Origin of the sequence: Sediminibacterium roseum, from assembly GCF_009939005.1 — a bacterium.
GTDB classification, from domain to species: Bacteria; Bacteroidota; Bacteroidia; order Chitinophagales; family Chitinophagaceae; genus Sediminibacterium; species Sediminibacterium roseum.
Genome location: NZ_JAACJS010000011.1, coordinates 26,597 through 52,742, shown reverse-complemented (window position 1 = coordinate 52,742; position 26,146 = coordinate 26,597). Strand labels below are relative to the sequence as shown.

The 26,146-nt window shown below is 48.1% G+C and carries 19 protein-coding genes; 15 read left to right on the top strand and 4 right to left on the bottom strand.

The annotated features are described in order from the left end of the window. Positions 1-418 precede the first annotated feature (418 nt). The 6 genes from GWC95_RS05580 to GWC95_RS05555 all read left to right on the top strand — a co-directional run bounded on the left by GWC95_RS05580 (position 419) and on the right by GWC95_RS05555 (position 9,394). A complete protein-coding gene (locus GWC95_RS05580) occupies positions 419-3,646 on the top strand; it encodes a SusC/RagA family TonB-linked outer membrane protein (protein WP_161817709.1) in 3,228 nt (1,075 codons plus the stop codon). A gap of 24 nt (positions 3,647-3,670) precedes the next feature. Beyond that, the gene (locus GWC95_RS05575) at positions 3,671-5,344 is read left to right on the top strand and encodes a SusD/RagB family nutrient-binding outer membrane lipoprotein (protein WP_161817708.1); all 1,674 of its coding nucleotides are present in this window, start codon (positions 3,671-3,673) and stop codon (positions 5,342-5,344) included. A gap of 46 nt (positions 5,345-5,390) precedes the next feature. Continuing rightward, the gene (locus GWC95_RS05570) at positions 5,391-5,915 is read left to right on the top strand and encodes a hypothetical protein (protein ID WP_161817707.1); all 525 of its coding nucleotides are present in this window, start codon (positions 5,391-5,393) and stop codon (positions 5,913-5,915) included. A gap of 205 nt (positions 5,916-6,120) precedes the next feature. Next, the gene (locus GWC95_RS05565; protein ID WP_161817706.1) at positions 6,121-7,827 is read left to right on the top strand and encodes a serine hydrolase domain-containing protein; all 1,707 of its coding nucleotides are present in this window, start codon (positions 6,121-6,123) and stop codon (positions 7,825-7,827) included. 98 nt (positions 7,828-7,925) lie between these two features. Then, positions 7,926-8,258, top strand: a complete 333-nt coding sequence (locus tag GWC95_RS05560) for a response regulator (protein WP_161817705.1) — start codon at positions 7,926-7,928, stop codon at positions 8,256-8,258. A gap of 155 nt (positions 8,259-8,413) precedes the next feature. Further along, a complete protein-coding gene (locus tag GWC95_RS05555; RefSeq protein WP_161817704.1) occupies positions 8,414-9,394 on the top strand; it encodes a glycoside hydrolase family 43 protein in 981 nt (326 codons plus the stop codon). A gap of 17 nt (positions 9,395-9,411) precedes the next feature. Here the strand turns inward: GWC95_RS05555 and GWC95_RS05550 are convergent, their stop codons facing one another. Next, on the bottom strand, positions 9,412-10,032 hold the full coding sequence (locus GWC95_RS05550; protein ID WP_161817703.1) for a DUF4159 domain-containing protein: 621 nt from the start codon (positions 10,030-10,032) through the stop codon (positions 9,412-9,414). 315 nt (positions 10,033-10,347) lie between these two features. Here GWC95_RS05550 and GWC95_RS05545 point away from each other — a divergent pair, with 315 nt between their 5' ends. From GWC95_RS05545 to GWC95_RS05510, 8 genes are all read left to right on the top strand, one after another. Then, a complete protein-coding gene (locus tag GWC95_RS05545) occupies positions 10,348-11,346 on the top strand; it encodes an AAA family ATPase (protein WP_161817702.1) in 999 nt (332 codons plus the stop codon). 120 nt (positions 11,347-11,466) lie between these two features. Further along, a complete protein-coding gene (locus GWC95_RS05540) occupies positions 11,467-12,354 on the top strand; it encodes a DUF58 domain-containing protein (protein WP_202630225.1) in 888 nt (295 codons plus the stop codon). Positions 12,355-12,356: 2 nt separating this feature from the next. After that, positions 12,357-13,835, top strand: coding sequence for a BatA domain-containing protein (locus tag GWC95_RS05535; RefSeq protein ID WP_161817701.1), 1,479 nt, complete (start codon positions 12,357-12,359; stop codon positions 13,833-13,835). Continuing rightward, positions 13,828-15,942, top strand: coding sequence for a DUF4175 family protein (locus GWC95_RS05530; protein ID WP_161817700.1), 2,115 nt, complete (start codon positions 13,828-13,830; stop codon positions 15,940-15,942). Before GWC95_RS05535 ends, GWC95_RS05530 begins: the two co-directional genes overlap by 8 nt. Then, positions 15,942-17,696, top strand: coding sequence for a hypothetical protein (locus GWC95_RS05525; RefSeq protein WP_161817699.1), 1,755 nt, complete (start codon positions 15,942-15,944; stop codon positions 17,694-17,696). The genes GWC95_RS05530 and GWC95_RS05525 overlap by 1 nt, the downstream gene beginning before the upstream one ends. A 104-nt stretch (positions 17,697-17,800) precedes the next feature. Further along, entirely contained in the window at positions 17,801-19,405 is a 1,605-nt protein-coding gene (locus tag GWC95_RS05520; protein WP_161817698.1) for a TldD/PmbA family protein, read from the top strand. 8 nt (positions 19,406-19,413) lie between these two features. Beyond that, on the top strand, positions 19,414-20,748 hold the full coding sequence (locus GWC95_RS05515; protein ID WP_161817697.1) for a TldD/PmbA family protein: 1,335 nt from the start codon (positions 19,414-19,416) through the stop codon (positions 20,746-20,748). 243 nt (positions 20,749-20,991) lie between these two features. Further along, a complete protein-coding gene (locus GWC95_RS05510) occupies positions 20,992-23,436 on the top strand; it encodes a TonB-dependent receptor (RefSeq protein WP_161817696.1) in 2,445 nt (814 codons plus the stop codon). Positions 23,437-23,592: 156 nt separating this feature from the next. Here the strand turns inward: GWC95_RS05510 and GWC95_RS05505 are convergent, their stop codons facing one another. Then, on the bottom strand, positions 23,593-24,027 hold the full coding sequence (locus GWC95_RS05505) for an SWIB/MDM2 domain-containing protein (protein WP_161817695.1): 435 nt from the start codon (positions 24,025-24,027) through the stop codon (positions 23,593-23,595). A 219-nt stretch (positions 24,028-24,246) separates the two neighbouring features. On the opposite strand from GWC95_RS05505, the gene GWC95_RS05500 reads away from it, so the two are divergent. After that, a complete protein-coding gene (locus tag GWC95_RS05500; protein ID WP_161817694.1) occupies positions 24,247-24,753 on the top strand; it encodes a 2'-5' RNA ligase family protein in 507 nt (168 codons plus the stop codon). 138 nt (positions 24,754-24,891) lie between these two features. Here GWC95_RS05500 and GWC95_RS05495 read toward each other — a convergent pair whose 3' ends face one another. Further along, on the bottom strand, positions 24,892-25,536 hold the full coding sequence (locus tag GWC95_RS05495) for a DUF4242 domain-containing protein (RefSeq protein ID WP_161817693.1): 645 nt from the start codon (positions 25,534-25,536) through the stop codon (positions 24,892-24,894). Between the two features lie 127 nt (positions 25,537-25,663). Then, the gene (locus GWC95_RS05490) at positions 25,664-26,092 is read right to left on the bottom strand and encodes a LytR/AlgR family response regulator transcription factor (protein ID WP_161817692.1); all 429 of its coding nucleotides are present in this window, start codon (positions 26,090-26,092) and stop codon (positions 25,664-25,666) included. Positions 26,093-26,146 lie beyond the last annotated feature (54 nt).

Here is a 26,146-nt window from a genome sequence, read left to right as displayed (position 1 = left end):
TTGTCTATCACAAATTTGTTTTTGAAACAAACGGGCAAGGCTGGGGACCCGCGCCATCACTAACTGATAAAATAAAATAATAATAATAGAAAATTAACATAACCGGATTCTCAGAAATGCAGGTTCTCGTAAAAAATAAACAGATTATAAAAATATTAATTATTAATAATTCGCTTAAATATCCACATTTTTCAAAAAACGCGCAGCGATTTCATCAGCGGTTATGTCTACCGCTTTATATTTAACAATCATTTATCAAAAAATAAACACATTATGGAAAAAACGCAATTGAGATAATTTGTTCCGGTTGCAAGAAAAAGTCCTAAATTAAATTTTTAAAGAACTGTAAACCGGTTCTGCACAAATCGGTTTATGGCGAATGCCTAATAGTTATTCTAAACCAAAACAACAAAACAACATGAGAAAAATTGTGTCCAGCCTCCTGCTGACAATGCTATGCTTTGTGATAGCAGGTAAAGCACAGACCCTCGCCGTTTCAGGAAGGGTGACAGATGAGAAGGGAGCTCCAATTCCTTCGGCGTCGGTTGTGATCAAGTCGAAAAAAACTGCGGGCACCGCGGCCAATTCGGATGGTTTCTACCGGATCAACGCTTCAAGAGGAGATGTTTTAGTGATCTCCAGCGTAGGTTACACTACTAAAGAAGTAACCGTTTCAGGAACTACTGCCAACGTTTCACTCGTTTTATCAGATCCTTCTCTGGCTGAAGTTGTGGTAACAGCCCTCGGTATCAAACGTTCTGAGAAATCTCTCGGTTATGCCGTAACCTCGATCAAATCGGACGCGGTGCTCCAGAAATCAGAGCCCAATCTTTTGTCTGCCCTCGCAGGTAAAGTACCGGGTCTCGACATCCGCGCAGGACAAGGTGCTCCCGGTGCTGCAGCCCGTATGCAGATCCGTGGTGTTACTTCGTTCAGTGGTGGTGAGCCTTTGATCGTTGTGGATGGTTTGCCTTACAGCAATGATGTGGTAAACACTTCTAACCCGTTCACCGCGGGTGGTACGTATGGTTCGGGTATCGGTAACATCGATCCGAACGATATCGAATCGATCAACGTTCTGAAAGGTGCGGCCGCTTCGGCGCTGTACGGTTCAAGGGCCGCGAACGGTGTTATCATGATCGTTACAAAATCGGGCGCTCCTAAGAAAGGTGCAAAATCTTTGAACGTTACTTACAAAGCCGGTTACAGCATCGAGAAAGTTGCTGACATCCCCGAGTTCCAGAATACTTACGGTGCCGGTGCCAACTTCCGCGTGCAGGCGTCTAACGGTTCATGGGGTGCAAGATTCGGCCTCGGTAACGTTTACAACACAACAGGCGATGTGATCGCAAAAACTACTTCAGGCGTTGACTCGATCCCTGGTTCTACCTGGGCTTCTATGGTTGCCGCTTACCCTGAACTTTTCCCTGGTGGAAAGATCGCTTACAAAGCATACCCTGATAACGTGAAGAACCTCTTCAAAACAGGTAACCTCATGGAACATTCAGTTAGTATGAATGGCGGTGAAGGCAACTCTCTTTTCAACATGACATTGTCTCGCGTTGACCAGAACGGTTACATCACCAACTCTAATTATTCAAAGAACAGCATCAGTGTTGGTGGACAAACTGCAGTTGGTAAATTAACCATCGGCGGTACCATGAGCTATACAAGGTCTAAACAATTGGGTGGCTTCATCGGGGCCGCACAAAGTTTCGTATCACAGTGGGGCCGTACTTATACTATGGCGCGTAACTGGGATATCGTAGGGTTCCCTTCAGAAACAAGGGCGGGCCGCCAGATCGGTTTCAACGATGGACAGTATACAAACCCGGTTTGGGGTGCGTACCACAATACCATCACTTCGTATGAAGACCGCCTGGTAGCAAGCTTCAGGGCTTCTTACCGTTTCAGCAGCACGTTCACCATCAACTACAATGCGGGTGTGAACAGCTATGCACTCTTCAGGGATCAGATCATCGATAAGTCTTCTTACGGTGGTTCTGATAACGACCTCGGTAACATCACAGAACAGGTTTACAGGAGACAAGAGCTCCAGTCTACCTTGGTAGCCATCTATACACCTAAGATCTCTAACATCTTTACACTGGATGTGAAAGTAGGTAACGATATCAACTCAAGAACAACACGCAACCAGACCGTACAGGGTGTGAACTTTGTAATTCCCGGTTTATACACTTTGACAAATACGACCGTTCAGCGTTTGAATTCTGACAGCAGATCAAACAGGAGGATCGTAGGTTTCTTTGCTGATGCGACATTGGGTTACAAAAACTATGCATTCTTAAACGCAACTGCAAGAACCGATATCACGTCTACGCTGCCATACAAAAACGCAGCGTACTTCTACCCGGCGGTATCAGGAACTTTGATCTTCACGGATGCGTTGAAAATGAAATCCAACTGGCTCGACTACGGTAAGCTCCGTGCAGGTTTTGCGAGAGTGGGTAAAGATGCAGATCCGCAGAACGGTGAAGCGCTCTTCAACCTCAGCGCAACAGGTTTCCTCGGCCAGCCTTACTCAACAAAAGATGGTACTGCTTACGATCCAAACCTGACCCCCGAGTTTACAAGGGAGTTCGAGATCGGTACAGAGTTCCGTATGTTCAAAGGAAGGGTAGGTTTCGAAGTAACATGGTATGACAAAAGATCTTCCAAACTCATCTACGGTGTGAGCGTGCCTGTAACAACAGGTTACACAACCACCTATACCAACATCGGTGGTATCAAAAACGAAGGTATCGAAGCTGCATTGGATCTTAAACCGGTAGCAAGCAAAGATTTCCAGTGGACAGTGAGAGCGATCTTCACCAAAAACAAAAACATCGTTACAGAACTCACACAGGGAATCACAAGGTTCCAGGTGGGTGGTTACAACTGGGCTGAACCAGGAATGCCTTACGGTTACCTGAGAGGATCATTTACTGCACGTACAGACGACGGACAGGTATTGATCCACCCAACATCTGGTATGCCGCTGAACGAACCGAACGAAGGTATCGTTGGCGATCCTACACCTGATTTCAAATTAGGTCTGACAAATACTTTCAACTGGAAAGGACTGCAACTGAACGTTCTCTGGGATTGGTCACAAGGCGGCCGTTTCTACTCTGAAACAATCAGCGGTATGCTGGGCCGTGGTGTAACCATGGATACATACGACAGGGAAACCAGCCGTGTGATCGTAGGTGTATACGCCAACCCTAACCAGGTAATTGGTGCAGATGGTAAAGCACACTATGTTCCATTGACCTCAGGCGGTAAATTCATCCCTAACCAGACAAGGGTAACCACAAACGACCTGTTCTTTACACAAGGTACAGGTGCGAGCTTCGCAACAAACGGTTCTTTCGAGTATTCAGTATTTGATGGTACTGTGTACAGGCTGAGAGAGGTTTCTTTAGGCTATTCTTTGCCACAGAACATCGTGCGCAAACTCAAGCTGACCAACGTTACTTTGTCGCTCAGCGGCCGTAACCTCTGGTTCCTTGCGCCAAACCTGCCTAAGTTCACTCACTTCGATCCGGATATCAACTCTACAACAAGTGCCAATGCACAGGGTGTGGAAACCGGTGGTGCGCCAAGTACAAAAAGATACGGTATCAACTTGAACGTAACTTTCTAATAATCACTACGTAAATTTTAAATTATGAGAAAGAGAAAAAATATAATATACTCGTTTACAGCGCTGGCAATGCTTGCACTTGTGGGAACAGGTTGCAAGAAATTCCTCGATGTAAACAAAAACCTGAACAGCCCCACCAACGTTCCCATTTCACTCCTGTTGAGCGGCGCTGAAAGGTCTATCGGTAATGCAACCGCACTCGGTTCCACCCTCGGTGGCGTTACATCTGTTTACACACACCAAACCATCGGGCGTGTTGCGGCCGACAGGTACGGTGGAACAACAGATGGTACCTGGACCAGCATGTACAATGCGATCACCAATCTTAATGTGATCATTGCACGTGGTACAACAGAGAGCCGTTTTGCATATGTAGGTATCGCCAAGATCATGAAAGCGTATGCTTACAGTGTATTGGTTGATATTTTTGGTGATATCGTTTTCACCGACCACGATAAATTCTCTGAAGGTGTTGTAGCTCCTAAATTCGACAAAGGCGCAACGGTTTATCCTAAACTGTTTGCGATGATCGATGAAGGTATTGCCGACCTGAACAGCACTGCCGTTCAGCCTTCAAAACCTGCTGCAGATGATTACATCTACAAAGGGAACCTGGCAAACTGGATCAAAGCCGCCAACACACTCAAATTGAAAATGTACAACCAGGTACGCCTGGTTCAGGATGTGAAAGCTGCTGTTACAGCATTGCTCGCTACTCCTGCATCATTGATCAACCAACAGTCTGAGAACTTCATCCTTCCTTATGGTCCGAACGGAACTACCGATGACCGTCACCCAGGCTACGGCGACTACAACGCTACACAGCGTGGTGGACAGTTGTTCAGCCCATGGATGTATGAGATCATGAAAGGAACGAACCCAGGTATACTTACAGGTATCGCGGATCCACGTCTTCCTTACTACATCTACAACCAGAAATTACCGGGTGCTGCACCAGAGAACTGTACAGAATACCGCGATGGCGGATTTGTTACGATCTGGTTCGGATCAAACGGTAACTGCCGTGATGGTTCAAACAGCGCAACCTATTCTTTGCTCGGTATCTACCCTGTAGGTGGCCGTTACGAAGATGGTGCCGGTAAATCGATCACTGCCCTCGGCGGTGGCGCTGTAGCGGGTACAGGTGCCCTTCCACACACATTCATCTCTTATGCAGACCGCCTGTTCATTGAAGCAGAGCTGCAACAGGCAGGTGTGGTAACAACAGGAACCGCAAGGGCTTCTTTCGCAGCTGCGATCGATGCTTCTTTCAACCAGATGGAATATTACATCACCACCTATGTTAAACCGGGAACTGCAGGTGCTCCGCAAACAGTGCCTTCTATCGCAGCAACAACAGCAGCAGCCACTACTTACAAAGCAGCCGTGCTCGCAGCGTTTGATGCCAACCCTGGAAAACAACTGGAACTGATCATGACTGAAAAATGGATCAACAGGATCGAGAATCCATTTGATAACTATAATGATTACAGAAGGACCAAATTCCCGGTACTGTTCGCACCTGCTCCGGAAGGAACAGTGAGCAGCGTTACAGCGCCTGATGGAAAGGTAACGCCGGTTTCGAACGACAAGAAATATCCATGGTCTCTTCCATTCAACACGAATGAGATTGCACTGAATCCAAATGCTCCGCCACAAAAGATCCCTGAGTCATTTAAAGTGTTCTGGCAGCCTTGATCGTAATGGAAAGAATGAATCATTAATAACTTAACAGATTATGAAAATGAAAAAAATAAATATTCTACTGTCAGTTGCACTGGGAGCCATCGTAGCGTTCACCAGTTGTAAGAAAGACGATGGCGCCATTCCCAACAGGGTGACCACGGAGAAGGTTCCGGCCATTTCAACTGCAAAAGATGTTGCCAACGATACGATCCGTGTTGCTACACAGGCCACGTTCACGGCAAAATTCACGGTAAGCAACTATTTTGCCGGCATGGTGCCAACAAAGATTGACATCGCCGTACGGAAAAACAATACAGCTACTGCTGTAAACAACAACAACGTAAAAGTTTACAAGGCAAACGCAGCAACTGCGTACCCAACCCAGTTCACCTTCACAGGTGCCGAACTGGTTGCCTTGTTTGGCGCGAACGGTGTAAACAACGACTACTACGATTTCGGTGTAGACATCTACTACGGTGACAAGAAATACGAAGCCTTCCCGGCAGGTGTTTCAGGAACCGGCGCAGGTGTGGCGCAGATGCCGCTGTTCAGCGAAACCGCCCGTTACTACGTTAAAAACTAAAACACCAGTACCGGGTTGTCCCGGCTGAATAAGGAAAGGGAAATGCGAAAGCATTTCCCTTTTTTTTATGGTTCATGGCAAACAGGGTTGACGCGATCCGGGCGACGGTTGTTTCAATGCCCATAAAAGACCGCATGCTTCCGAACCTTTTGCATTTTTCAGCCTCTTCACAGTAACCTTTTTCAAAAAACAAGGTTCTGTAGTTATGGGAAAGATCATCCGTTTTCAACTCCTGTTGTCTTGTCTTGTATGTTGTGCAGCGCTCCGGGCCCAGGTAAAACTCGTGCCCGGCAAAACGGTCGCGGCCACCCTTTCTGCTTTACAACCCGAAGTTTATACCATTCATCTCCGTAAGAACGAGATGGCAAGCATCTCGCTGTTCCAAAAACAGGTGAGCCTTTATGCAGTGGTGCGCGGGCCGAACGACAGTCTTCGGCAAGTGGTTGATGACAACGGCACCGGGCACAAAGAAGTGGTCAACATCATCGCCGACACAAGCGGCGACTATAAAATATCCGTTCACTGGAACTTTGTTAAACCCGTTTCAGGTGAGTATACCATCACGCTGAACAAAATAGAAAAAATGAAGGCCAACAAACCCGGCAAGGCGCACCAGCTTTTTGACAGCTGGTACGAGGGCAACGGCCCCGGGGCCGCGGTTATGGTGATCAAAGACAACAGGATAGTGTTTGAGGATTACAAAGGCTACGCCAACCTCGATGCCATGCAAAAGATAGGGCCGGATGCGATGTTCGATCTTGCTTCTGTTTCCAAGCAGTTTACTGCATTTGCCATTGCCATGCTGGCAGACAGGAAGCTGATCGCTATTGAAGACGACATCAGGAAATACATTCCCGAATTGCCGGACTACGGAAAAACGATCACCATCGCACACCTCGTACACCACACAAGCGGGATCCGTGATTTTGTATCGTGTTTCCAGTTTATGGGGTTAACGCCGGAAGATGTGGTAACGCAGGAGATGGTGCTCCGTTTCGCCATCAACCAAAAACATTTGAAGTTTGCACCCGGCGAAAGATACAGTTACAGCAACACCAATTACAGCCTGCTGGCAAGCCTGGTTGCCCGCGTAACCAAACAATCGTTTGCATCGTGGATGAAGGAAAATGTTTTTGATCCTTTGCAGATGAATGCAACCTTCTTCAAAGAAAAAGCCGGTGGGCTCTACAACAACAAAGTGGTTAGCTATAAACCGGCTGCTGAAGGTTTTGAACAACGGCTGCAGAACAACACGGTTGTTGGATCGCAGGGTTGTAATTCAAACATGAACGACCTGTTGAAATGGCTGAACAGTTTCAACACCAAACAGCTCATCACACCAGGTATGGAGCAGATGCTTGCTTCGAAAGGGGTATTGAACGATGGGAAGCAAGTGCCCTACGGTTTTGGAAACAACATTGCAAAATACAAAAGCTTCGATAAGATAGACCATCTTGGCCTGTTCACCGGTTTCCGTACATCGATCGCCCGTTTTCCCGGCGAGGGACTGGCTGTTGTTTACCTCAGCAACGACGACAACGATGCGAGTTACGGAAGGGCAACAAAAATAGGAGATCTTTTTTTAGATGCCCGCCCTAATATACCTTCGCTTGCACGTACACCGAATGCTGAGGCAGTGTTACAGGAAATGGAATCGAATACCCGGCGTTCTGCAGACATCCCGCTCGATGAATACATGGGTACTTATTTTTCCCCGGAACTCGGTTCTTCTCTTCAGATCGGCACCAGGAACGGTAACCTGGTGATCATTCATCCAAGGATGGACGATATACAACTGCCGTTCGTAAAGAAAGACGATTTCGGGTTTGTAAAATTTTCAAGGGATACCGCGGGAAAGATCAACCGGTTTGTGATAGAAGGGGAGATGATGGATTTTGTGCGGGTGGATTAATTTTTGAAAAAAGACTGCATTTCCCTTTAGATTTCTTTAACAACGCGGGCAAATCTTTCTACGGTATGGGGTTGGCATGAATTTGACTTTAATAGGGTATGCCAAGAAGTGTACTTATAATCGATGATGAAGTTGACCTGTGTACGGTGATCAGCAGTTATCTCCGCCGGAAAGACTATACGGTCGATTGCGCGCACTCTCTTGCCGACGGGTTAAAGAAACTGGACGATGTTCACCCCGATGTGGTGCTGCTGGACAACAACCTGCCCGACGGCTATGGCTGGGTAGAAGCTGAAAAGATTCACCAGAAATACCCATCGATGCGCATAACGCTTTTTAGTGCGGCCGATGCATTGCCCCATTCTGTGGCGCCGGTTTTCACCAAATTGCAGAAACCGATCAGTCTCTCTTCGATCGAGAATTATTTATAGGCCCGGTTTTTCGTCAACGTTCTGTTGATAGATCTTCCCGTGTAAATAATACCTTCAAGTCAACACGTTCCTTCTTGTGCGGGGTGTAATTTTTCGTCGTGCAATTCTGTAATGACTGCTATTTCTTCCTATCTTTCTTTCCTAATCCAGACAACATGCAGAAAAGAATATTCCTCTGGTTTTTCTTACTGATCGGTATATCAACGGCGGCGCCGGCGCAGGAAAAGAAAACTTCGGGCAACCCGGTTTTCCCCGGCTGGTACGCAGATCCCGAAGCGGCTGTTTTTGGGAAAACGTATTGGATCTACCCAACTTATTCTGCTAAGTATAACCAGCAGGTTTTCCTTGATGCATTTTCATCGCCTGACCTGGTAAACTGGACCAAACACGAACGCATCCTCGACACCTCTTCCATCAAATGGGCCTGGCGCGCCATGTGGGCGCCGGCGATCGTGAAAAAAGATGGTCGTTATTTTTTGTTTTTCGGGGCAAACGATATCCAGAACGACAGCGCCAAAGGCGGCATTGGCGTTGCTGTTGCAGACAAACCGGAGGGCCCGTTCAGGGATCATATCGGCAAACCACTGATCGATAAATTTTACAATGGCGCGCAACCCATCGACCAGTTTGTTTTCAGGGATTCCGATAACCAGTATTATATTATCTACGGCGGATGGAGACACTGCAACATCGCGAGGCTCAACAAGGATTTTACGGCGCTGGAACCGTTTTCCGACGGCACCACTTTCAGATCCATTACTCCTGAAGGTTATGTTGAGGGGCCCTTTATGTTTAAAAAAGACGGCAAATACTATTTCATGTGGAGCGAAGGCGGGTGGACGGGCCCCAATTACCAGGTCGCTTACGCAATAGGCGATTCTCCTTTCGGGCCTTTTAAAAGGATCGGCACCGTTCTCAAACAGGATCCGCTGGTGGCCACCGGTGCGGGACACCATTCCGTGATCAACGTGCCCGGTACGGATGAATGGTACATCGTTTATCACCGCCGCCCCCTGGGCGAAACAGATGGCAACCACCGCGTGGTTTGCATCGATAAAATGGTGTTCAATGAAAAAGGAGAAATAGAACCGGTGAAGATCACGTTTGAAGGTGTGGCGCCACGGCTGATAAAGTAATTGTTTACAGCGATGTCTTACCGCATGGCGTACGTGATGATGTTGACGCTGAATTTCGTATTGTCTTCAGACAAAAATCTTTTGTTCCTGAAATCATAATCCCATTCGCAGCCGTAATCCTTGTTGCTGTACAGCACGCCTATCTTTCCATTTACTTCAATGGCCTTGAGATAATCGTGTATCAGGTCGTCGCCCCATCCGTTCAGTTCAAAACCCGTGTTGGGTGGGCCTTTTTCGAATTTGAAAAAGCAGTTGTAGAGATCGTGCGTATTGGGAATTTTTTTCAGGGCGCCCGCACCAAACAAGGTCTCCATCTGCGCTTCAAACGATTTGGCAAAGAGCCCGTCGATATCATGGTTGCAATCGTCTACGAAAACAAAGCCGCCATTAAGAACGTATTTTTTAAAATTGGCAGCTTCCTGTGCATCAAACTGCACCAGTTTGTGGCCGCTGAGGTAACAGAACGGAACGGTGAAAATATCATTGCTGCCAAGATCGATCACTTTCTCCTGGGTATTGATGGGGATGGTGGTATACTCAACAAGAGAGTTGAGCACATTGGCGGGCATGCGCTGGTCGGTGTCCCAGTCGCCTGAACGGTAACGTAACCTTGTAAATGTAAATTTCGGTGTCGACATGATCAATCTTTCCGGTATAGCCGCAGAACGAATATAAAGCGCGGCGATCAGATCTGTTCAGATTAATATTTTATCATATAATGTAAATCCTTTCAAAGAAAGGAAAGTTTGCCCGCCCTGTTCATCCATTCATCATAATTTTGGCGCACAGTCCTCTCATTCGCCTCAATTCTCGCGTTTTTTCTATAATTTCCAACGGTAACGATGAATGGTGCGAAGTGTGAACGACAGACCCAAAGATCTGTTGGTTTCCTGATCCTGCTTCATGCCTCGTAACTGGTTATTAACTGATCTACCGACCCTAAAATTATTGCTTTGGAGACGACAGAAACAAAGGTGAAAGAACTGCTTGTAAAATTATCGCAACTGAAAGATGAGATCCAGAAGATCATTGTTGGACAAGACGCCGTACTCGATGAGATCATAGTGGCCCTTCTTGCCGGCGGCCATTGTTTGCTGGAAGGAGTGCCCGGCCTCGCAAAAACATTAATGGTGAAAACAATGTCGCAGGCATTGCACCTTTCGTTCCGCCGCATACAGTTTACACCCGACCTCATGCCCACAGACATCATCGGCACGGAGATACTGGAAGAGGATCATGTTACAGGGAAGCGTTTTTTCAAATTCAACAAGGGGCCGTTGTTCGCAAATATCATCCTGGCGGATGAGATCAACAGAACACCACCCAAAACACAATCGGCCCTGCTGGAGGCGATGCAGGAGTTTGAAGTGACGTATGGCGGTCAAACCTACCCGCTCGACAGGCCCTTCTTTATTCTCGCCACGCAAAACCCGATAGAGCAGGCAGGTACCTATCCGTTACCGGAGGCGCAGCTCGACAGGTTCCTGCTCTATATCAAGATCGATTATCCAACGGCGCAGGAAGAGATACAGGTACTGAGCAGCACCACGGGAAGCAAAAAAGTTGCGATACAACCCATACTTGGCGCAGCCGAGATACAGGAACTGCAAAGGCTCGTGCGCGAAGTAAGCATCAACGATGATCTTGTTCAATACGTAAGCAATATTGTACGCGCAACAAGACCCGATACAACCGACAGTGCTTTTGTAAAAGAATGGGTACGCTGGGGTGCGGGTACACGCGCCGGGCAAAGCCTCATACTCACTTCAAAGGCACGCGCGCTTTGCAAAGGCAGGTACGCCGTTCTTATGGAAGACATCCACGCCATGGCTTACCCCGTATTGCGCCACAGGGTGCTGATGAATTTCAAGGCCGATGCGGAAAACGTGATCGCAGATAAGGTCACGGAAGAGTTGATTAAAACGTTAAAAAGACCGAAACCGATAAATTAAGAATTAGGAATTAGGAATTAAGAATTAGTGGTTATCTAGTTGATAATTTTTAATTCCTAATTCCTAATTACTAATTCCTAATTCCAATTATTCAGTTTCTTATTCAATTACACCTCAATCATGTCTCGTTTACTGGATCCTAAAACCATCATGGCAATCAAGAACCTGCCGTTGGCTGCGAAGACAACAGTGGATGGGTTTATGGCGGGGATCAATAAAAGTAAGGTGAAGGGGCCGGGACTGGAGTTCAGCCAATACAGGAGCTACCAGCCTGGTGATGACCTGCGCCAGCTCGATTGGAAGATGTATGCGCGATCAGACAGGTATTACATCCGTGAGTCGGAGATCGAGACCAGCATCGCCATCCGCTTCCTGGTGGATGCAAGTGCATCGATGAACCACGAAGACAGTGGTTATACTAAAATGGAGTTTGCACGGTACATCGCAGCATCATTGGGTTGTCTGGCCAATATCCAGAACGACTCAGTTGGGCTTTATGTGTTTAAGAACGATTCGCTTTTTATGCTGCCCGCTAAAAAGGATCATCAGCACATGTCGCGTTTTTATTACCAGCTTGAAACCATTTCTCCGAAAGGAAACTTCACCGATCCCGTACAATACAAAGAGATTTTTTCGGGCAGCAATAAAAAAGAGCTGCTGGTGTTTATCACAGATTTTTACCAGAAGAATGGAGAGATCATGCGTTTGCTCGATTCATTGTCGCTGATGAAACACGAGATCATTGTTTTTCACCTGATGGGAAACAACGAACTGGAACTCGATTACAAAGGATATACATCGCTGGAAGATCTTGAAACAGGAGAGAAGATCCCTGTTGAAACAAGGCAATCGCTTGTGTCTTACCAGCAAAAGCTGGATGAATATTTAGCGTCACTGCGGACAGAGCTCCTCGACCGCGGTATTTTTTACAGGCTGGTGAACATGCAGCAGCCGATAGACCAGGTATTGCGTGATTTCCTGAACCAGCGCGTTAAATTAAAAGTATAACCTTGCTTCACCTGCTACAACCCATATGGCTATTGACTTCCGCGGGGATCATCGTCCCGGTGGTGATCCATTTGTGGAACACCCGGCAGGGAAAGACGTTGAAGATCGGAAGCATAGAATTGCTCGCCAGCACCGCGCAGCAGCGCGCAAGAAGTTTGCGTTTCACAGAGCTATTTCTTTTGCTGCTGCGTTGTTTGCTGATCATTTTACTCGCGTTGCTCCTTGCAAAACCTTACTGGCAGAATACATCAAAGCAGAAAGGATGGATCGTGGTACAGGAAAAAAATGCAGGAAAGGCGTACGACAGGCACAGGTTGCTGATCGATTCTTTGAGCAATGAGGGCTATCGCCTCCATTTTTTCAAGAAAGGGTTCCCGGCAACCGATCTTTCAAAAATAAAAGCAGCGGTAAACGATACCGCAACAACACAAACATCCTACTGGCAACTTTTGAAGATGCTCGACCGGCAACTGCCTTCAGGTATGCCCGTTTACCTTTTTACGGAAAACGAGATGCAGTATTTCAGCGGTGAGCGGCCTGAGATCAGCATCGCACTCAACTGGAAAACATTTTCGAACGGCGACAGTGTTCAGTCGTTTATTGCAGGTGCATACGAAACAACAAGAGACAGCATCGCTGTTGTGATGGGAACAACCAAAAGCGAAGGAACGGCATACCATATTGAAATGCTCGCGGCCAACCAGCCCGTACAAAGATCCTTTTCAATCGGGGTTTCAGAGGGCAACATGCAGGTGGGCTTTAAAAACGACCCGCCAGTAATTGTAGACACGGCGCCTGTTCGTGTTTCCATTTTTGCCGAGCCGGGTGTGGATGACCCGCGATATGTTGCGGCTGCCCTGCAATCGATACAACAGGTTACCGGAAGGAAAATACTTTCGAAAACATTTACAAAAGCACAGGACGTCGCGGCGGGCCAGGATTGGCTGTTCTGGTTGTCTGCTGCCGATGTTCCCGCACAGGCAAACGCCCGTCGCATTTTTAGCTATGCGAAGGGTACGCCCGCTGCGGTTGAATCATGGATAGAAGACAACAAAAACATTTACACGAAGGTAGAATTGTACCAACGCGTTCCTTACCGGCAAAACAGAAATGAAACAGAGTGGCGCGATGCGTTTGGTGTACCCTTGCTGACGAAAGAAACCAAAGATGGGAAAATAAGGTACGAATGCTTCACACATTTCAATCCATCCTGGAACGAACTTGTGTGGGACGCCTCCTTTCCGCAGCGGATCTATGAATTGATCGGGGGCTTTCCTGCAGCAAGCGCCAACAAGGATCACCGGGGCATCGACGAATCACAGTTGAAGTTTGATACAGTGCGTTCTGTTCAGAAAACGATCGCCGCCGATACCGTTGATGCCACTGCAACTGCACGCGTGTTTTGGATGATTATCTTCATCCTTTTCTGCGCAGAAAGATATTTTTCATACAGGATCAAAAAAATAAAAGCGGATGCGTGACCAGGCCCTGCATATCATCCGCCGCATTCGTAAGAAATGGAGAGCCGTAAGGTTTGTTTCCTTGCTGTTGTTTACGATCGCGTTGTTGCTGCCCGTGGCATTGCTGGTACATCATTTTGCAGGAGGATGGGTATGGGTGGTAGTGATCGTGCTGGTGGGCCAGTTGCCTTTTGTAACGAGCATAGACAGGTCGTGGAGGATCACCGATGTTGATGTGGCGCGGTTCCTCAATACAAACTATCCGACGCTCGAAGAAAGCACTGAATTGTTACTGGAGGATCAGTCTGCTCTCAACCTGCTTCAACGTTTACAGGTTAATAAAACGGCAACTGCATTAACACAGGCAGAAGAACCAGCGCTGTATAAAAAAATGTGGGAACCACTTCTTGCCGTTTTGGTTTCTGTTTTGATATCAATTTTGTTGCTGGTGGCTTTCAAATGGAAAGACGGGAAAAAAGATCAACCGGCTGCCGGAACGGTTGCAACTGAAAACGCGGTAATGCCCGCCGGCGTAAAGGATGTGGCCGTTAAAATGATCCCGCCCGCTTACACCGGCAAACCCATTCGTGCACAGCGAAGCATGAACATTGAGGTGGAGGAAGGGGCAATGGTTGAATGGGCCGTCACATTACACAGTGCAGCGAAAGAAGTGAAATTTATCTACAACGATTCGCTGGCCGTATCACTGAAACCTGGCTCGGCAAACCTCAAATGGACAACAGAAAGGAAAATAGATCATTCAGGTTTTTACCAGTTGAAGATCGATGGTACATTGTCTGAGTTGTACCGCATCGAAGTGAAAAAAGACAACGCGCCCGTGATCACCATCGCATCACCTAAACCCAGTACGGTTATCGAGTACGGAGACCCCGAGCGGGTAAACATACAAGCGAATGTTTCAGATGATTACGGTGTGAAGGATGTAGTGATCAACGCCACGGTTGCAAAAGGAAGCGGCGAGGCGGTCACATTCAAGGCCCAGAAAATTTCGTTTGGCGTTTCGTTTGCGGAGAAGCGTTTACAATATGCCTTGCAGAAGATGATCGGCCTGCGTGCATTGGGAATGGAGCCCGGTGACGAACTGTATTTTTATCTTTCTGCGATAGACAACCATGACCAGGAAAAACGTTCCGATATCTATATCGTAACGATAACAGACACCGCAAAGCTGATGGCCATGGAAGGTCTGCTCAACGGTGTAAACCTCAAACCCGATTATTTCAGGAGCCAGCGCCAGATCATTCTCGATGCGGAGCAGTTGCTGCGCGACAGGGATACGGCAACGGCGGAGAACTTCAACAACCGGAGCAATAACCTCGGGATAGACCAGAAATTGTTGCGGTTGCGCTACGGCAAGTTTTTAGGCGAGGAAGCCACGTCGAATGAAGATGTAGCAGGCGCTGACCTTGGCAATCCCGGTGATTTTGGCAACGCGGCGGTGATACTGGATGCCTTTACGGATCACCACGACAATGCCGAAGATGCCACCTTCCTCGATCCCGAAACAAAAAAACAATTGAAGGCAACGCTTACCGAAATGTGGAACGCTGAATTGCAGCTGCGATTGTTCAAACCCAAAGAAGCATTGCCTTATGCTTACAAGGCATTGCGTTTGTTGAAGGACCTGCAGCAGAAATCAAGGGCCTATGTTGCCAAAACGAGCATCAAAACCGCGCCGATCAAACTGGAGAAACGATTGACGGGCAAACTCGAAAAGATCGTTGAGCCATCGGTAAACACCAGACGCAGCAGGCCAGACGATGTCGTTGAAAGCATACGCAATGCCCTGCCGGTATTGGAGCATCTCAAAAAAGAAAGGACCACGAATGAAAAGTCTGTTCAAACGTTGCGGCTCGCTTCCGCACAACTCGGTAATTATGCGGCAAAAGAACCCGCGGTTTACCTGGATGGATTGGAATCGATGAAAAAAATAATCACAGCCATGCAGGAAAACAGACGGGCCACCGCTGCAGATATTGCCAGCGCCCAGAGAGCGCTGCAGAAAATTGCGGATGCCCCTGCGTTGCTTCCCTCAAAAAGAACAACATCGCCACGCACATCGTTACAGGATGTGTATTTCAGGAACCTTCAAAAACAAAACAATTGATGGGCGCGTGGACTATCATAGTGATCTCTGCTTCAGCAGTTTTACTGTTTGTGTTGTGCAGGAAAGAATGGCGTCGCGCAAACAAAGCGAGGTTGGTGCCGCGCATGGTTGCTTCTGCGGGGGCGGTTGTTTGTCTTGCGTGCATGGGCTTACCGATCGGTTTTACCAAAAAGAAAACGAACACGGGGCGCGAAATACTTGTAGCAACCGGTGGTGCGTTGAACGATAGTATGCTGTCTTTCCGCAAAAACAAAAAGCCCGGCGCACCCATCGTAGAAAAAGACGCATTCCTTTCGGGAGAAAAAGAACGGTACGATACGGTTCATGTTTTTGGATATGGATTCTCCAACGATGAGCTGGCAATGATCGATGGACAGGAAATTGTTTATCACCCATCGCCCGTGAACGCGGGAATTGTTGCCGCAAGCTGGAACAGGCAGTTGCGGAAGGGAGAGACACTGTCTGTACAGGGAACCTATCAAAACGAAACCAGTGATCCGGTTGTGCTGTTGCTGATCGGGTTTAATGCAAATCTTGATTCGGTCAATATACCGGCGCATCAGACAAAATCATTTGTATTACAAACGGTTCCCAAACAAAACGGCAGGGCGCTTTTTTCGCTGGCTGTACGGCAGGGAAAAGATACGATCGAGAAAGAACCCATACCTGTTGAAGTGTTGCCCGCACAAAATGTGAAGGTGATGATCCTTTCGGCGTCTCCTGATTTTGAAAATAAATTTCTGAAAGACTGGCTGTCGCAAAACGGGTATGGTGTTGTAACAAAAACAACCATCAGCAAAAATAAATTTGACAGGTCGGCATTCAATGTTTCAAATGCTTCTCCCGATCGCATTACATCAGCGTTGCTGGATAGTTTTGATGTGGTGGTGAGCGACGAAGCATCGTTGGCGATGCTTCCGGCCACGGAACGGGATGTGGTGTACAGGCAGGTGAACAGCAAAGGCATGGGATTGATCGTTAAGTCAGACACCATTGCCTCAACGCGCGAATGGTATACCCGGCCTTTCCGCCTGTTTCAATTGCCGGGTAAACAGCCTGTGCATCTCAGGCTTTTTTTCCGCGGCAACGAAAATAAGATGTTGCCCGTTGAGCAGGCCCAGTTCATCCGCATGCAGAATGGCATGCAGGCGCTGGTGCAGGACTCCGCTTCGAATACGGTGGCGGCGGTGGTTACAGAGGGAGCGGGAAAAATATTGTTTACAACGTTGAACAATACCTATGCGTGGTTGCTTTCGGGAAACAACGGAAGTTATTATGCGCTTTGGGATCTTTTGCTGCAGAAAGCAGGACGGCAAAATACCTCGGGCAGTAAGCTATCCATTACCCCTGCATTACCGGTATTGAACAAACCGGTGGAGGTGATCTTGGAAACACCGGGGGAAACGGTGCCTGTTGTAAAAACAGCAAATGCCAAACCATCGTTTGCGCAGGATCCGCTGGTTCCTTATCGCTGGCAAACCCGTTGGTGGCCGAAAGAATCGGGTTGGCAAACGCCTTTTGTATATGGGGATCTTGTATACAACTGGTATGTATATGAAAAAAATGACTGGCGTTATTTAGATGGAACGGCCCGGATGCAGGCAACGGAAAATTTTGTAATGCGGCAGCAGAACAGCAGGGCAAACAGGGTGCAGACAGGAGGGGAGGAAGAAAAACCGGTATCGCCGTTTTGGTTTTTCTTACCGTTCATAATATGTTCCGGATTTTTATGGTTGGAACGCAAAATTTCTTAAAAATATATCGTATTATGTAGCATGCTTTGAGAAAACCAATTTCATAACAAAATTTACCAGGAGGGCTAACATTGAAAAGAAAAGATTTTTTACAACTATCAGCAATGGGGGCCGGGGCCATGATGCTGCCGGATCTGGGCTTGTTTGGTAGATCCATTGATCCATCGCAATTATTGAACGATGGTATGGATGTGAGTCTGAAAAAACAACTTGCTGATGTGGCGCTCAATGCCGCACGCGCCAAAGGCGCTACTTATGCCGATGTAAGGATCGGCAGGTACCTCAACCAGTTTGTTGCCACACGCGAAAACCGCGTACAGAACGTTGCCAACTCAGAATCTTTCGGCGTGGGTATCCGCGTACTCGCCGATGGCTGCTGGGGTTTTGCGGCGTCCAACAAAGTTACCAAAGACGATGTGGCCCGTACGGCAGAACGCGCAGTGGCCGTTGCAAAGGCCAATGCGAAGATCGGTTCCGATCCGGTTCAGCTGGCGGCACAGAAAGGTTTTGGTGATGTAACATGGAAAACACCGATCGAAAAAAATGCTTTCGCCGTTCCGGTGAAAGAAAAAGTAGACCTGTTGCTTTCTGTGAACGCAGCCGCCATGGCCGCTGGTGCAACCTTCGTTAACTCGGTGATCCTTGCTGTGAACGAGCAGAAATTCTTTGCTTCCACAGACGGGTCCTATATCGACCAGGACATCCACAGGCTGTTCCCGAATTTTACGGTGCAGAAAGTGGACAGGGCCTCCGGAAAATTCGAATCAAGAAAATCGCTGAGTTCACCTGTAGGAATGGGGTACGAGTACCTCACGCCCAAACCGGGCTCAAGCGTTCCGGGTATTGTTACGCGTTACAAGGACCGTTACGATATCCTCGACGATGTAAAGAACGCGGCTGCAGAAGTATCACAGAAAGTAAATGCAAAATCGGTGGAGCCGGGTAAATACGACCTGATCCTCGATCCATCGCACCTGTGGTTAACGATCCATGAATCGGTGGCGCACCCTACGGAGCTCGACCGTGTATTGGGTTACGAAGCCAACTACGCAGGTACAAGCTTCCTTACACTCGAAAAATTACGTTCAAAAGATTTCCATTTCGGAAGCAAGCTCGTGAACATTGTTGCCGATAAACTGCAGCCGGGCTCACTCGGCGCGGTGGGTTACGACGATGAGGGCGTTCCTGCAAAGAAATGGGACATCATCAAAGACGGTGTGCTTGTAAACTTCCAGGCCATCCGCGACCAGGCGCATATCCTCGGATTGAAAGAATCACAGGGATGCTGCTACGCGCAGACATGGAGCGATGTACAGTTCCAGCGCATGCCGAATGTATCGCTGCAGCCGGGAAAACAAAAAATGAGTGTTGACGATATCATCAAGAATACAGAAAAAGGCATCTACATCATTGGCGATGGCTCGTTCTCTATTGATCAGCAACGTTACAATTTCCAGTTCGGCGGACAATCGTTCTACGAAGTGAAGAACGGTAAGATCGTGGGTATGCTGAAAGATGTTTCCTACCAGGCCAATACGCAGGAGTTCTGGAACTCGTGTTCAGCGATTGCAGACGAAAGCGATTATCGCCTGGGTGGTGCATTCAACGATGGAAAGGGGCAGCCCGGACAATCGAACGCCGTATCGCATGGCAGCAGTACCACCAAGTTTGATGGAGTAAACGTTATTAATACAGCACGCAAAATCTAATTACAACCATGGCAATATTAACAAAAGAAGAAGCGCAGGCGTTGTTGAAAAAAGTAATGGCGTATTCAAAAGCAGATGAATGCGAAGCCGGACTTAGCGGCCAGGAAGGCGGTAACGTACGTTATGCGCGCAATGCCGTTTCAACCGCGGGCGATATCAGCACAATGAGCCTCCAGGTGAGTTCTACTTTCGGAAAAAAGACCGGCAGCGCCTCCATCAATGAATTTGATGACGCATCGCTGGAGAAAGTGGTACGCCGCGCAGAAGAGCTCGCACAACTTGCACCGGAAAATCCTGAGTATATGCCGCTGCTGGGGCCCCAGGGCGAATTCAAAGAATCGATTACTTATGTAGAATCTACCGCAGCCATGACACCCGCCACAAGAGCGGAAGCCGTGGGCAAAAGCATCAAGGTGGCCAAAGACGCCAAGCTGGAAGCAGCGGGCTTCCTGGAGAATACCACTTCGTTTGTTGCGGTGATGAATTCGAAAGGATTGTTTGCCTACAACAAAGGCACCGATGTCATTTTCTCGATCACAACGCGTAACCAGGAAGGAACCGGTTCGGGCTATGCCGCGCGTGGTTTCAACGACGTGAAAAAACTGGATACTCTTACGGCAACACAGGTAGCATCTAAAAAAGCAAACGGCTCTGCTGGCGCCAAAGCCATCGAGCCGGGAAAATATACGGTGATCCTCGAACCGGTGGCAGCCACTTATATGCTCGAGAACATGTTCCGCTTCGACGCGCGCAGCGCCGATGAAGGAAGAAGCTTCCTGAGCAAACCCGGTGGCGGTAACCGGTTGGGAGAACAATTGATGGATGAGAAAGTCAACATCTATTCCGACCCCTTCCATCCCGATCTCCCATCTTCAACCTGGACACGCGACGGTTATCCTGCCGGACGGGTGAACTGGATCGAAAAAGGCGTGGTAAAGAACCTCAACTACTCAAGATACTGGGCAGAAAAAAAAGGCGTAAAGCCCGGCCCGTTTGCCAGCAACATCATCATGGATGGCGGAACGGCCTCTGTTGAGGACCTGATCAAAAGCACCGAAAGAGGAATTCTCGTTTCGCGCCTTTGGTACATCCGCATGGTAGACCCACAATCATTGTTACTTACGGGCCTCACACGCGACGGAACTTTTTACATCGAGAACGGACAGATCAAGTTCCCGATCAAAAACCTTCGTTTCAACGAAAGCCCTGTGATCATGCTCAACAACGTAGAAGCATTGGGCAAACAGGAGAGAAGCATCAGTGTGGAATCATACCGCAGTTACCTCATCCCTGCGATGAAGATCCGTGATTTCACATTCACTTCTTTATCGGATGCTGTTTAGTTCCTTGTAGGATATTTATTTGGAGAGAGCCGCCAGCGGCTCTCTTTTTTTTACCCATGGCTCAGGCTTAGAGAATAAAAACGCACGCTCCTCTTTTTAACACATGGTTCTTTCGCAAAAAAAAGCCGGTTTTAGAGACCAACGGCGTCCCCCGATGATAACCGGAACCGTAAAAAAAAATCTTCGCCTTTACTTTACAATCCTGTAACTATCGCAGTACCCTTACGTTTACAACCACAAATGATGAACTACAGAAAGGCTTTGTTTTTTTTCGGGATCGTATTGTTGTCCCTCAAATCAAGTGCGCAAACACAGCTTGGCACTATTCATGGAACCATTGCGGATTCTGCACGCAAACCGCTGGAAGGAGCCACGGTTGTGCTGCTGGGCGATAAGGACGTGATCGTAAAAACAACGCTGTCTGCCGACAATGGAACCTTCGAGATCGATAAACTGAAACCCGGCACTTACAGGCTCTCGGTAACACTCACGGGTTTTGAGAAATACAGCAGCGAGCGGATCGTATTGGAAACGGCAAACCCATCTGTGGCTGTGCGCGTAACAATGACCACGCAAACGAACAAGCTTCAGGAAGTAACCGTTACCTCGCAAAAACCAATGGTGGAAAGAAAGATAGACCGGACGGTTGTAAACGTAGATGCAATGATCACCGCGGCAGGATCAACTGCCTTTGAGGCGCTGGAGAAAGCGCCGGGTATTTCCATTGACCAGAACGGCGTGGTGAGTATGAAAGGAAAGACAGGTGTGGTGATCTTTATCGATGACAAGCCTACCTATTTATCGGGCGCGGACCTTGAAAGTTACCTGCGTTCGTTACCCGCATCCACGATAGACCAGATAGAGCTGATGACCAACCCACCCGCAAAATACGATGCGGCGGGAGGCGCAGGTGTGATCAACATCCGCACCAAACGCACAAGGGTAAAGGGTTTCAACGGAACCGTGATCGGGTCCGTTATACAGGGTGTTTACTTCAGAACGAACAATAATTTCAACTTTAACTACCGCAACAACAAGTTCAATACATTTGGATTGATCACTTACAACACCCAGAACGGTTTTACCGATCTGAACATCAACCGTTATTTCAAGAAGCCGGATGGCACCCGCAAATCGGATTTTATCCAAAACACACTCATCCGCCCGGGCGCAGGTGCGGTTACGGCAAAACTGGGTGCGGATTATTATGCTACCGATAAAACAACATTCGGCATCGTACTCACCGGCGTATCCCGCACGGGGCACCGCAACAACGACAACGAAAGTAAAATACTGAATGCCGCAGGCGCCCTTGATTCTACCATCGTTGCACACAATACACAGGAGAACTTTTTCCGCAACGGCGGCATCAACCTCAACTTCAGGCACCAGTACAAAAAAAGCGGCCCCGAACTTACGGCGGATGCCGATTACATCAGTTACAGAACAGGCAATGAGCAGTTGTTCAATAATTTCACTTACCAACCCAATGGATCGTTGTCTTATGCAGACAAACTATCCGGCAACCTCCCTGCGCGCATCAGTATATGGTCGGGAAAAATGGATTACAGCCACCCGCTCGCCACCGGCTGGAAACTGGAAACAGGGGTGAAGTCGAGCCACACCGAAACAGACAACGTGGCCGAATATTTCTATACCGCCAACAATACCACAACCCCTGATTACGACAAAACAAACCATTTCATTTACAAGGAAACCATTCACGCGGCCTATGTGAACGCCAACAGGGAGGGCAAGCGGTGGGCGTTTCAGCTCGGGCTGCGTGGGGAGCATACGATCTCTGATGGCCGCCAGCTGGGTAATGTGATGAAGCCGGATTCTTCGTTCAGGAGAACGTACACGAGCCTTTTTCCAACCGCGTACATCAATTATAAGATCGACAGTGCCGGGGATCATGTGTTGTCGCTTAATTACGGAAAACGCATAGAGCGCCCTTATTACCAGGATCTGAACCCTTTTATCTCGCCGCTGGATAAGTTTACCTATTACGTGGGAAACCCGTTCCTTCAGCCTGCATTCACCCACAACATCAATCTCTCCTACGGGTACAAGAGTTATTTCACCGTAACGGCTACTTACAGCAGAACGGTGAACAGCACCAACGAAACCATCGAGATACTGAATGGCACTTATTACAGCCGCCCGGGCAACATAGGGAAGGTAACCAACCTCAGTGTATCGCTCGACGGCAATGTTGATTTTACAAAATGGCTGGCGTTTCACCTGTACACAGAGGTAACGCAGATCCATGCCGTGAGCAATTTTTACACGGGGCTATTGGATACAAAGGGAACGTTCTGGTTCTCGCAGCCCAACCTTCAATTCAAACTCGGTAAGGGCTGGAACGCACAGGTGGATGCGGTTTACCAGACAAGGCTCACGAACAACCAGTTTGTATTGCTGCCGCGCGGACGTGTCAATGCCGGGTTCTCAAAAAAACTATCAGCGGCATCAACCTTGCGGGTGAATGTGAACGACCTGTTTTATACCAGCATCACGCGCGGCATCATCAATAACCTGGCGCTCACAGAGGCCAATTGGCGCAATGCGCCCGACAGCCGCTTTGTAAGCATTTCCCTTTCCTACCGTTTCGGAAAGGCGATGAACGACCTCCGCAAACACAATGCAGTAGGGGCCGACAGCGAAAAGAACAGGGTTAAGGATTGATGGCGACCAGGGGCGGCAGGTGTGGTGATTAATGGATCGTGAACAAGAATAAGGCGGCGCAACCGGAGAGAACGCACCAGGCATGCGACGGAACCATAAAGGACAAAAACAAGAAAAGGCCGCGTATTCGCGGCCTTTTCAAACAGTTATAAAGACCTATTTCACATTCTTGCTGATGATCTTACCGATATCAAACATAGAAACCTGGTCTTTACCAAACAAAGGTTTCAATGTAGCATCAGCATTGATCATCCTTTTGTTTTTTGAATCCTGGAGACCGTTCTTTTTGAAATATTCCCAGAGTTTTTTAACGATCGCAGAACGCGGCATTGGTTTGTTGCCTACAACAGCAGCGAGCTTATCGCCGATGTTCAGGGGTTGCATCAGGGCAGGGTTCAGTTTTCTTTTGGTTTTCGCTTTTTTCGGAGCCGCTTTTTTAGCTGCTTTTTTTGGGGCCGCTTTTTTCGGAGCTGCTTTTTTAGCTGCTTTTTTTGGAGCTGCTTTTTTAGGGGCTGCTTTCTTCGGAGCCGCTTTTTTTGGTGCTGCTTTTTTAGCTGCTTTTTTCGGAGCCGCTTTTTTCGCTTTTGCCATTGGTGTTAGTTTTAAGTGGATTAGAATATTCTGCAATCAAGATACATTAACTTATCGTAACAAAATCATACTTTATCCGGAACAGGTGGGTTTTCCCCTGCGCAGGTGGAAAACTTTCTGCACAGGGGATCGTGTTTTTTTGTAATGATGGAACCCCGTTTTTTGTGCCCCAACCCTTTGCCGCCAGCCCTGTAGCCGCCGTTTGTTGTAATTTGCGTCATGCCCGCATCTCAGCCTTTGATCATTACCGTTTCCATGGATCATGCATCGCTGGCGCATTTTACACAACTGCGCAACACACATTTCCCGGCCTGGTGCAATTACCTGGACGCGCACATCACCTTGTTTCACCGGTTGCCGCCCGGGATCCCGCTGGTAGAAGAAACCGTTGCACGATTGTCGCGCAGAATGCCTTTTTCACTGGGCATCAGCGGGATCAGGAACATGGGGAACGGCGTTGCCTTCGCAATAGATTCGGAAGAGATCAGGGAGCTGCACGCGGCGATGCAACGCGTGTTGTATGCGTATTTAACTGCGCAGGACAGGAAGAAGATCTGGCCGCACATTACCATCCAGAACAAAGTAACCGCCTGGAAAGCACAGCAGCTTGCGGAATATTTGTCGAAAGATTTCAAGCCTTTTTCTATCGGGGCAACCGGTCTTTCCCTGTGGAAGTACAACAACGGGCCATGGACCCACGTGCGGGATTTTCCTTTTGTGCAATGAGCCTGAACGTGCATAAATTTACTTGCCTGGCTGCTTTGTTGCCCAGCTAAAAAGCGATGTTTACCCGGATTCCTGCCACAAGGACAAAAAAGAAGAGAGCGGTTACCCGCCCCCTCAACCAAAAATCAACTCAAAAAATTATTGTCCCTGCACAACTTTCACAACAGAAGTGGGCAACAGGCCATGCGCCTCCTTGTGTGTTTTGATGATGGATGCAGTATCTGCAGATTGCGATAAACAAACCACGCGGCCTGCTTTTTCATCCACCCAGTAATTCACAAAGTTGACACCGTATTTGCCCTGCAATGCGATGTCTTTCTGGTGGGCACCTTCCACATCTTTTGCAGTAACTTTTCCCGCACCCAGCTCGTGGATGTCGAGGTAAAAACTTTTTCCCGCAACTGCTACGGCTTCCTGGCCAGGGGTTACCGCGAAGATCTCATCGGGCAGCAATCCATGCGCATCGGCATGTGTTTTACGGATGGATTGCGTATCGGCAGAGGAAGAAAGGCAATATACATCGCCCGCTTTTTCATCTACCCAATATTTGATAAACTGTACGCCGTATTTGTACTGCGTCGCCAGGTCCTTCGAATGTGCACCCGCCACATCCGCCGCCTTTACTTTGCCCGCGCCGAGGTGGTGCACATCCATAAACAGGCCGTGCGTGGTTGAATCGGCGGCGGGTATTACATCTTTTGCTTTTTCTTCTGTAGACGCGGTTGTATTGCAGGCGCCAACGAGAAGTGTTACGGCCAATGCCGTAGAAATGGTTTTGATCATAAAATGGTAGTTGGTTTTAAAAATGTGGGAGCAAAAGTAGCTCTGGCAGGTGTACCCTTCAGCCGCTAACTAAGCAACGGCTGCCGTGGTTTGCTTTGCGGTGTGTGCTGTTTTTTTAACGGCGGGACTAGTACATGAAATATTCCCTCACCTTGAGGAGAAACTGTTCTTTTTTGCGGCGGCTCACTTCAATTTCCGTTCCGTCGGTCATGATTACATTGCCACCCTCACCACGCAGGTATTCTTTTACATGAATGAGATTGATGAGGTATGATTTGTGAATGCGCAGGAAACTGGCATCAAGCAAAAGCTTCTCGTAATCAGACAGCGGTTTCGAAATGATGGCCTGTTTATGATTAAGGAACCGAAATATCGTATAACTGCTTTTTGCTTCACAATAAACGATCTCGTCGAGTTTCACAATGGTAAAACCTTTCTGTGTAGGCAGGCAGATCTTTTTGCTGTTGGTGAGCCCATAGCCATACGATTGCAGTAGCGTTTCTTTCTGTATCACTTCAGCAGCCGCATGTTCAGCGAATAGTATGGGTAGTGGCATAGGTTTGGTATTTTTCTTCCGGCTATGTTTCACCGGCTGCCGGCAACCGATCAC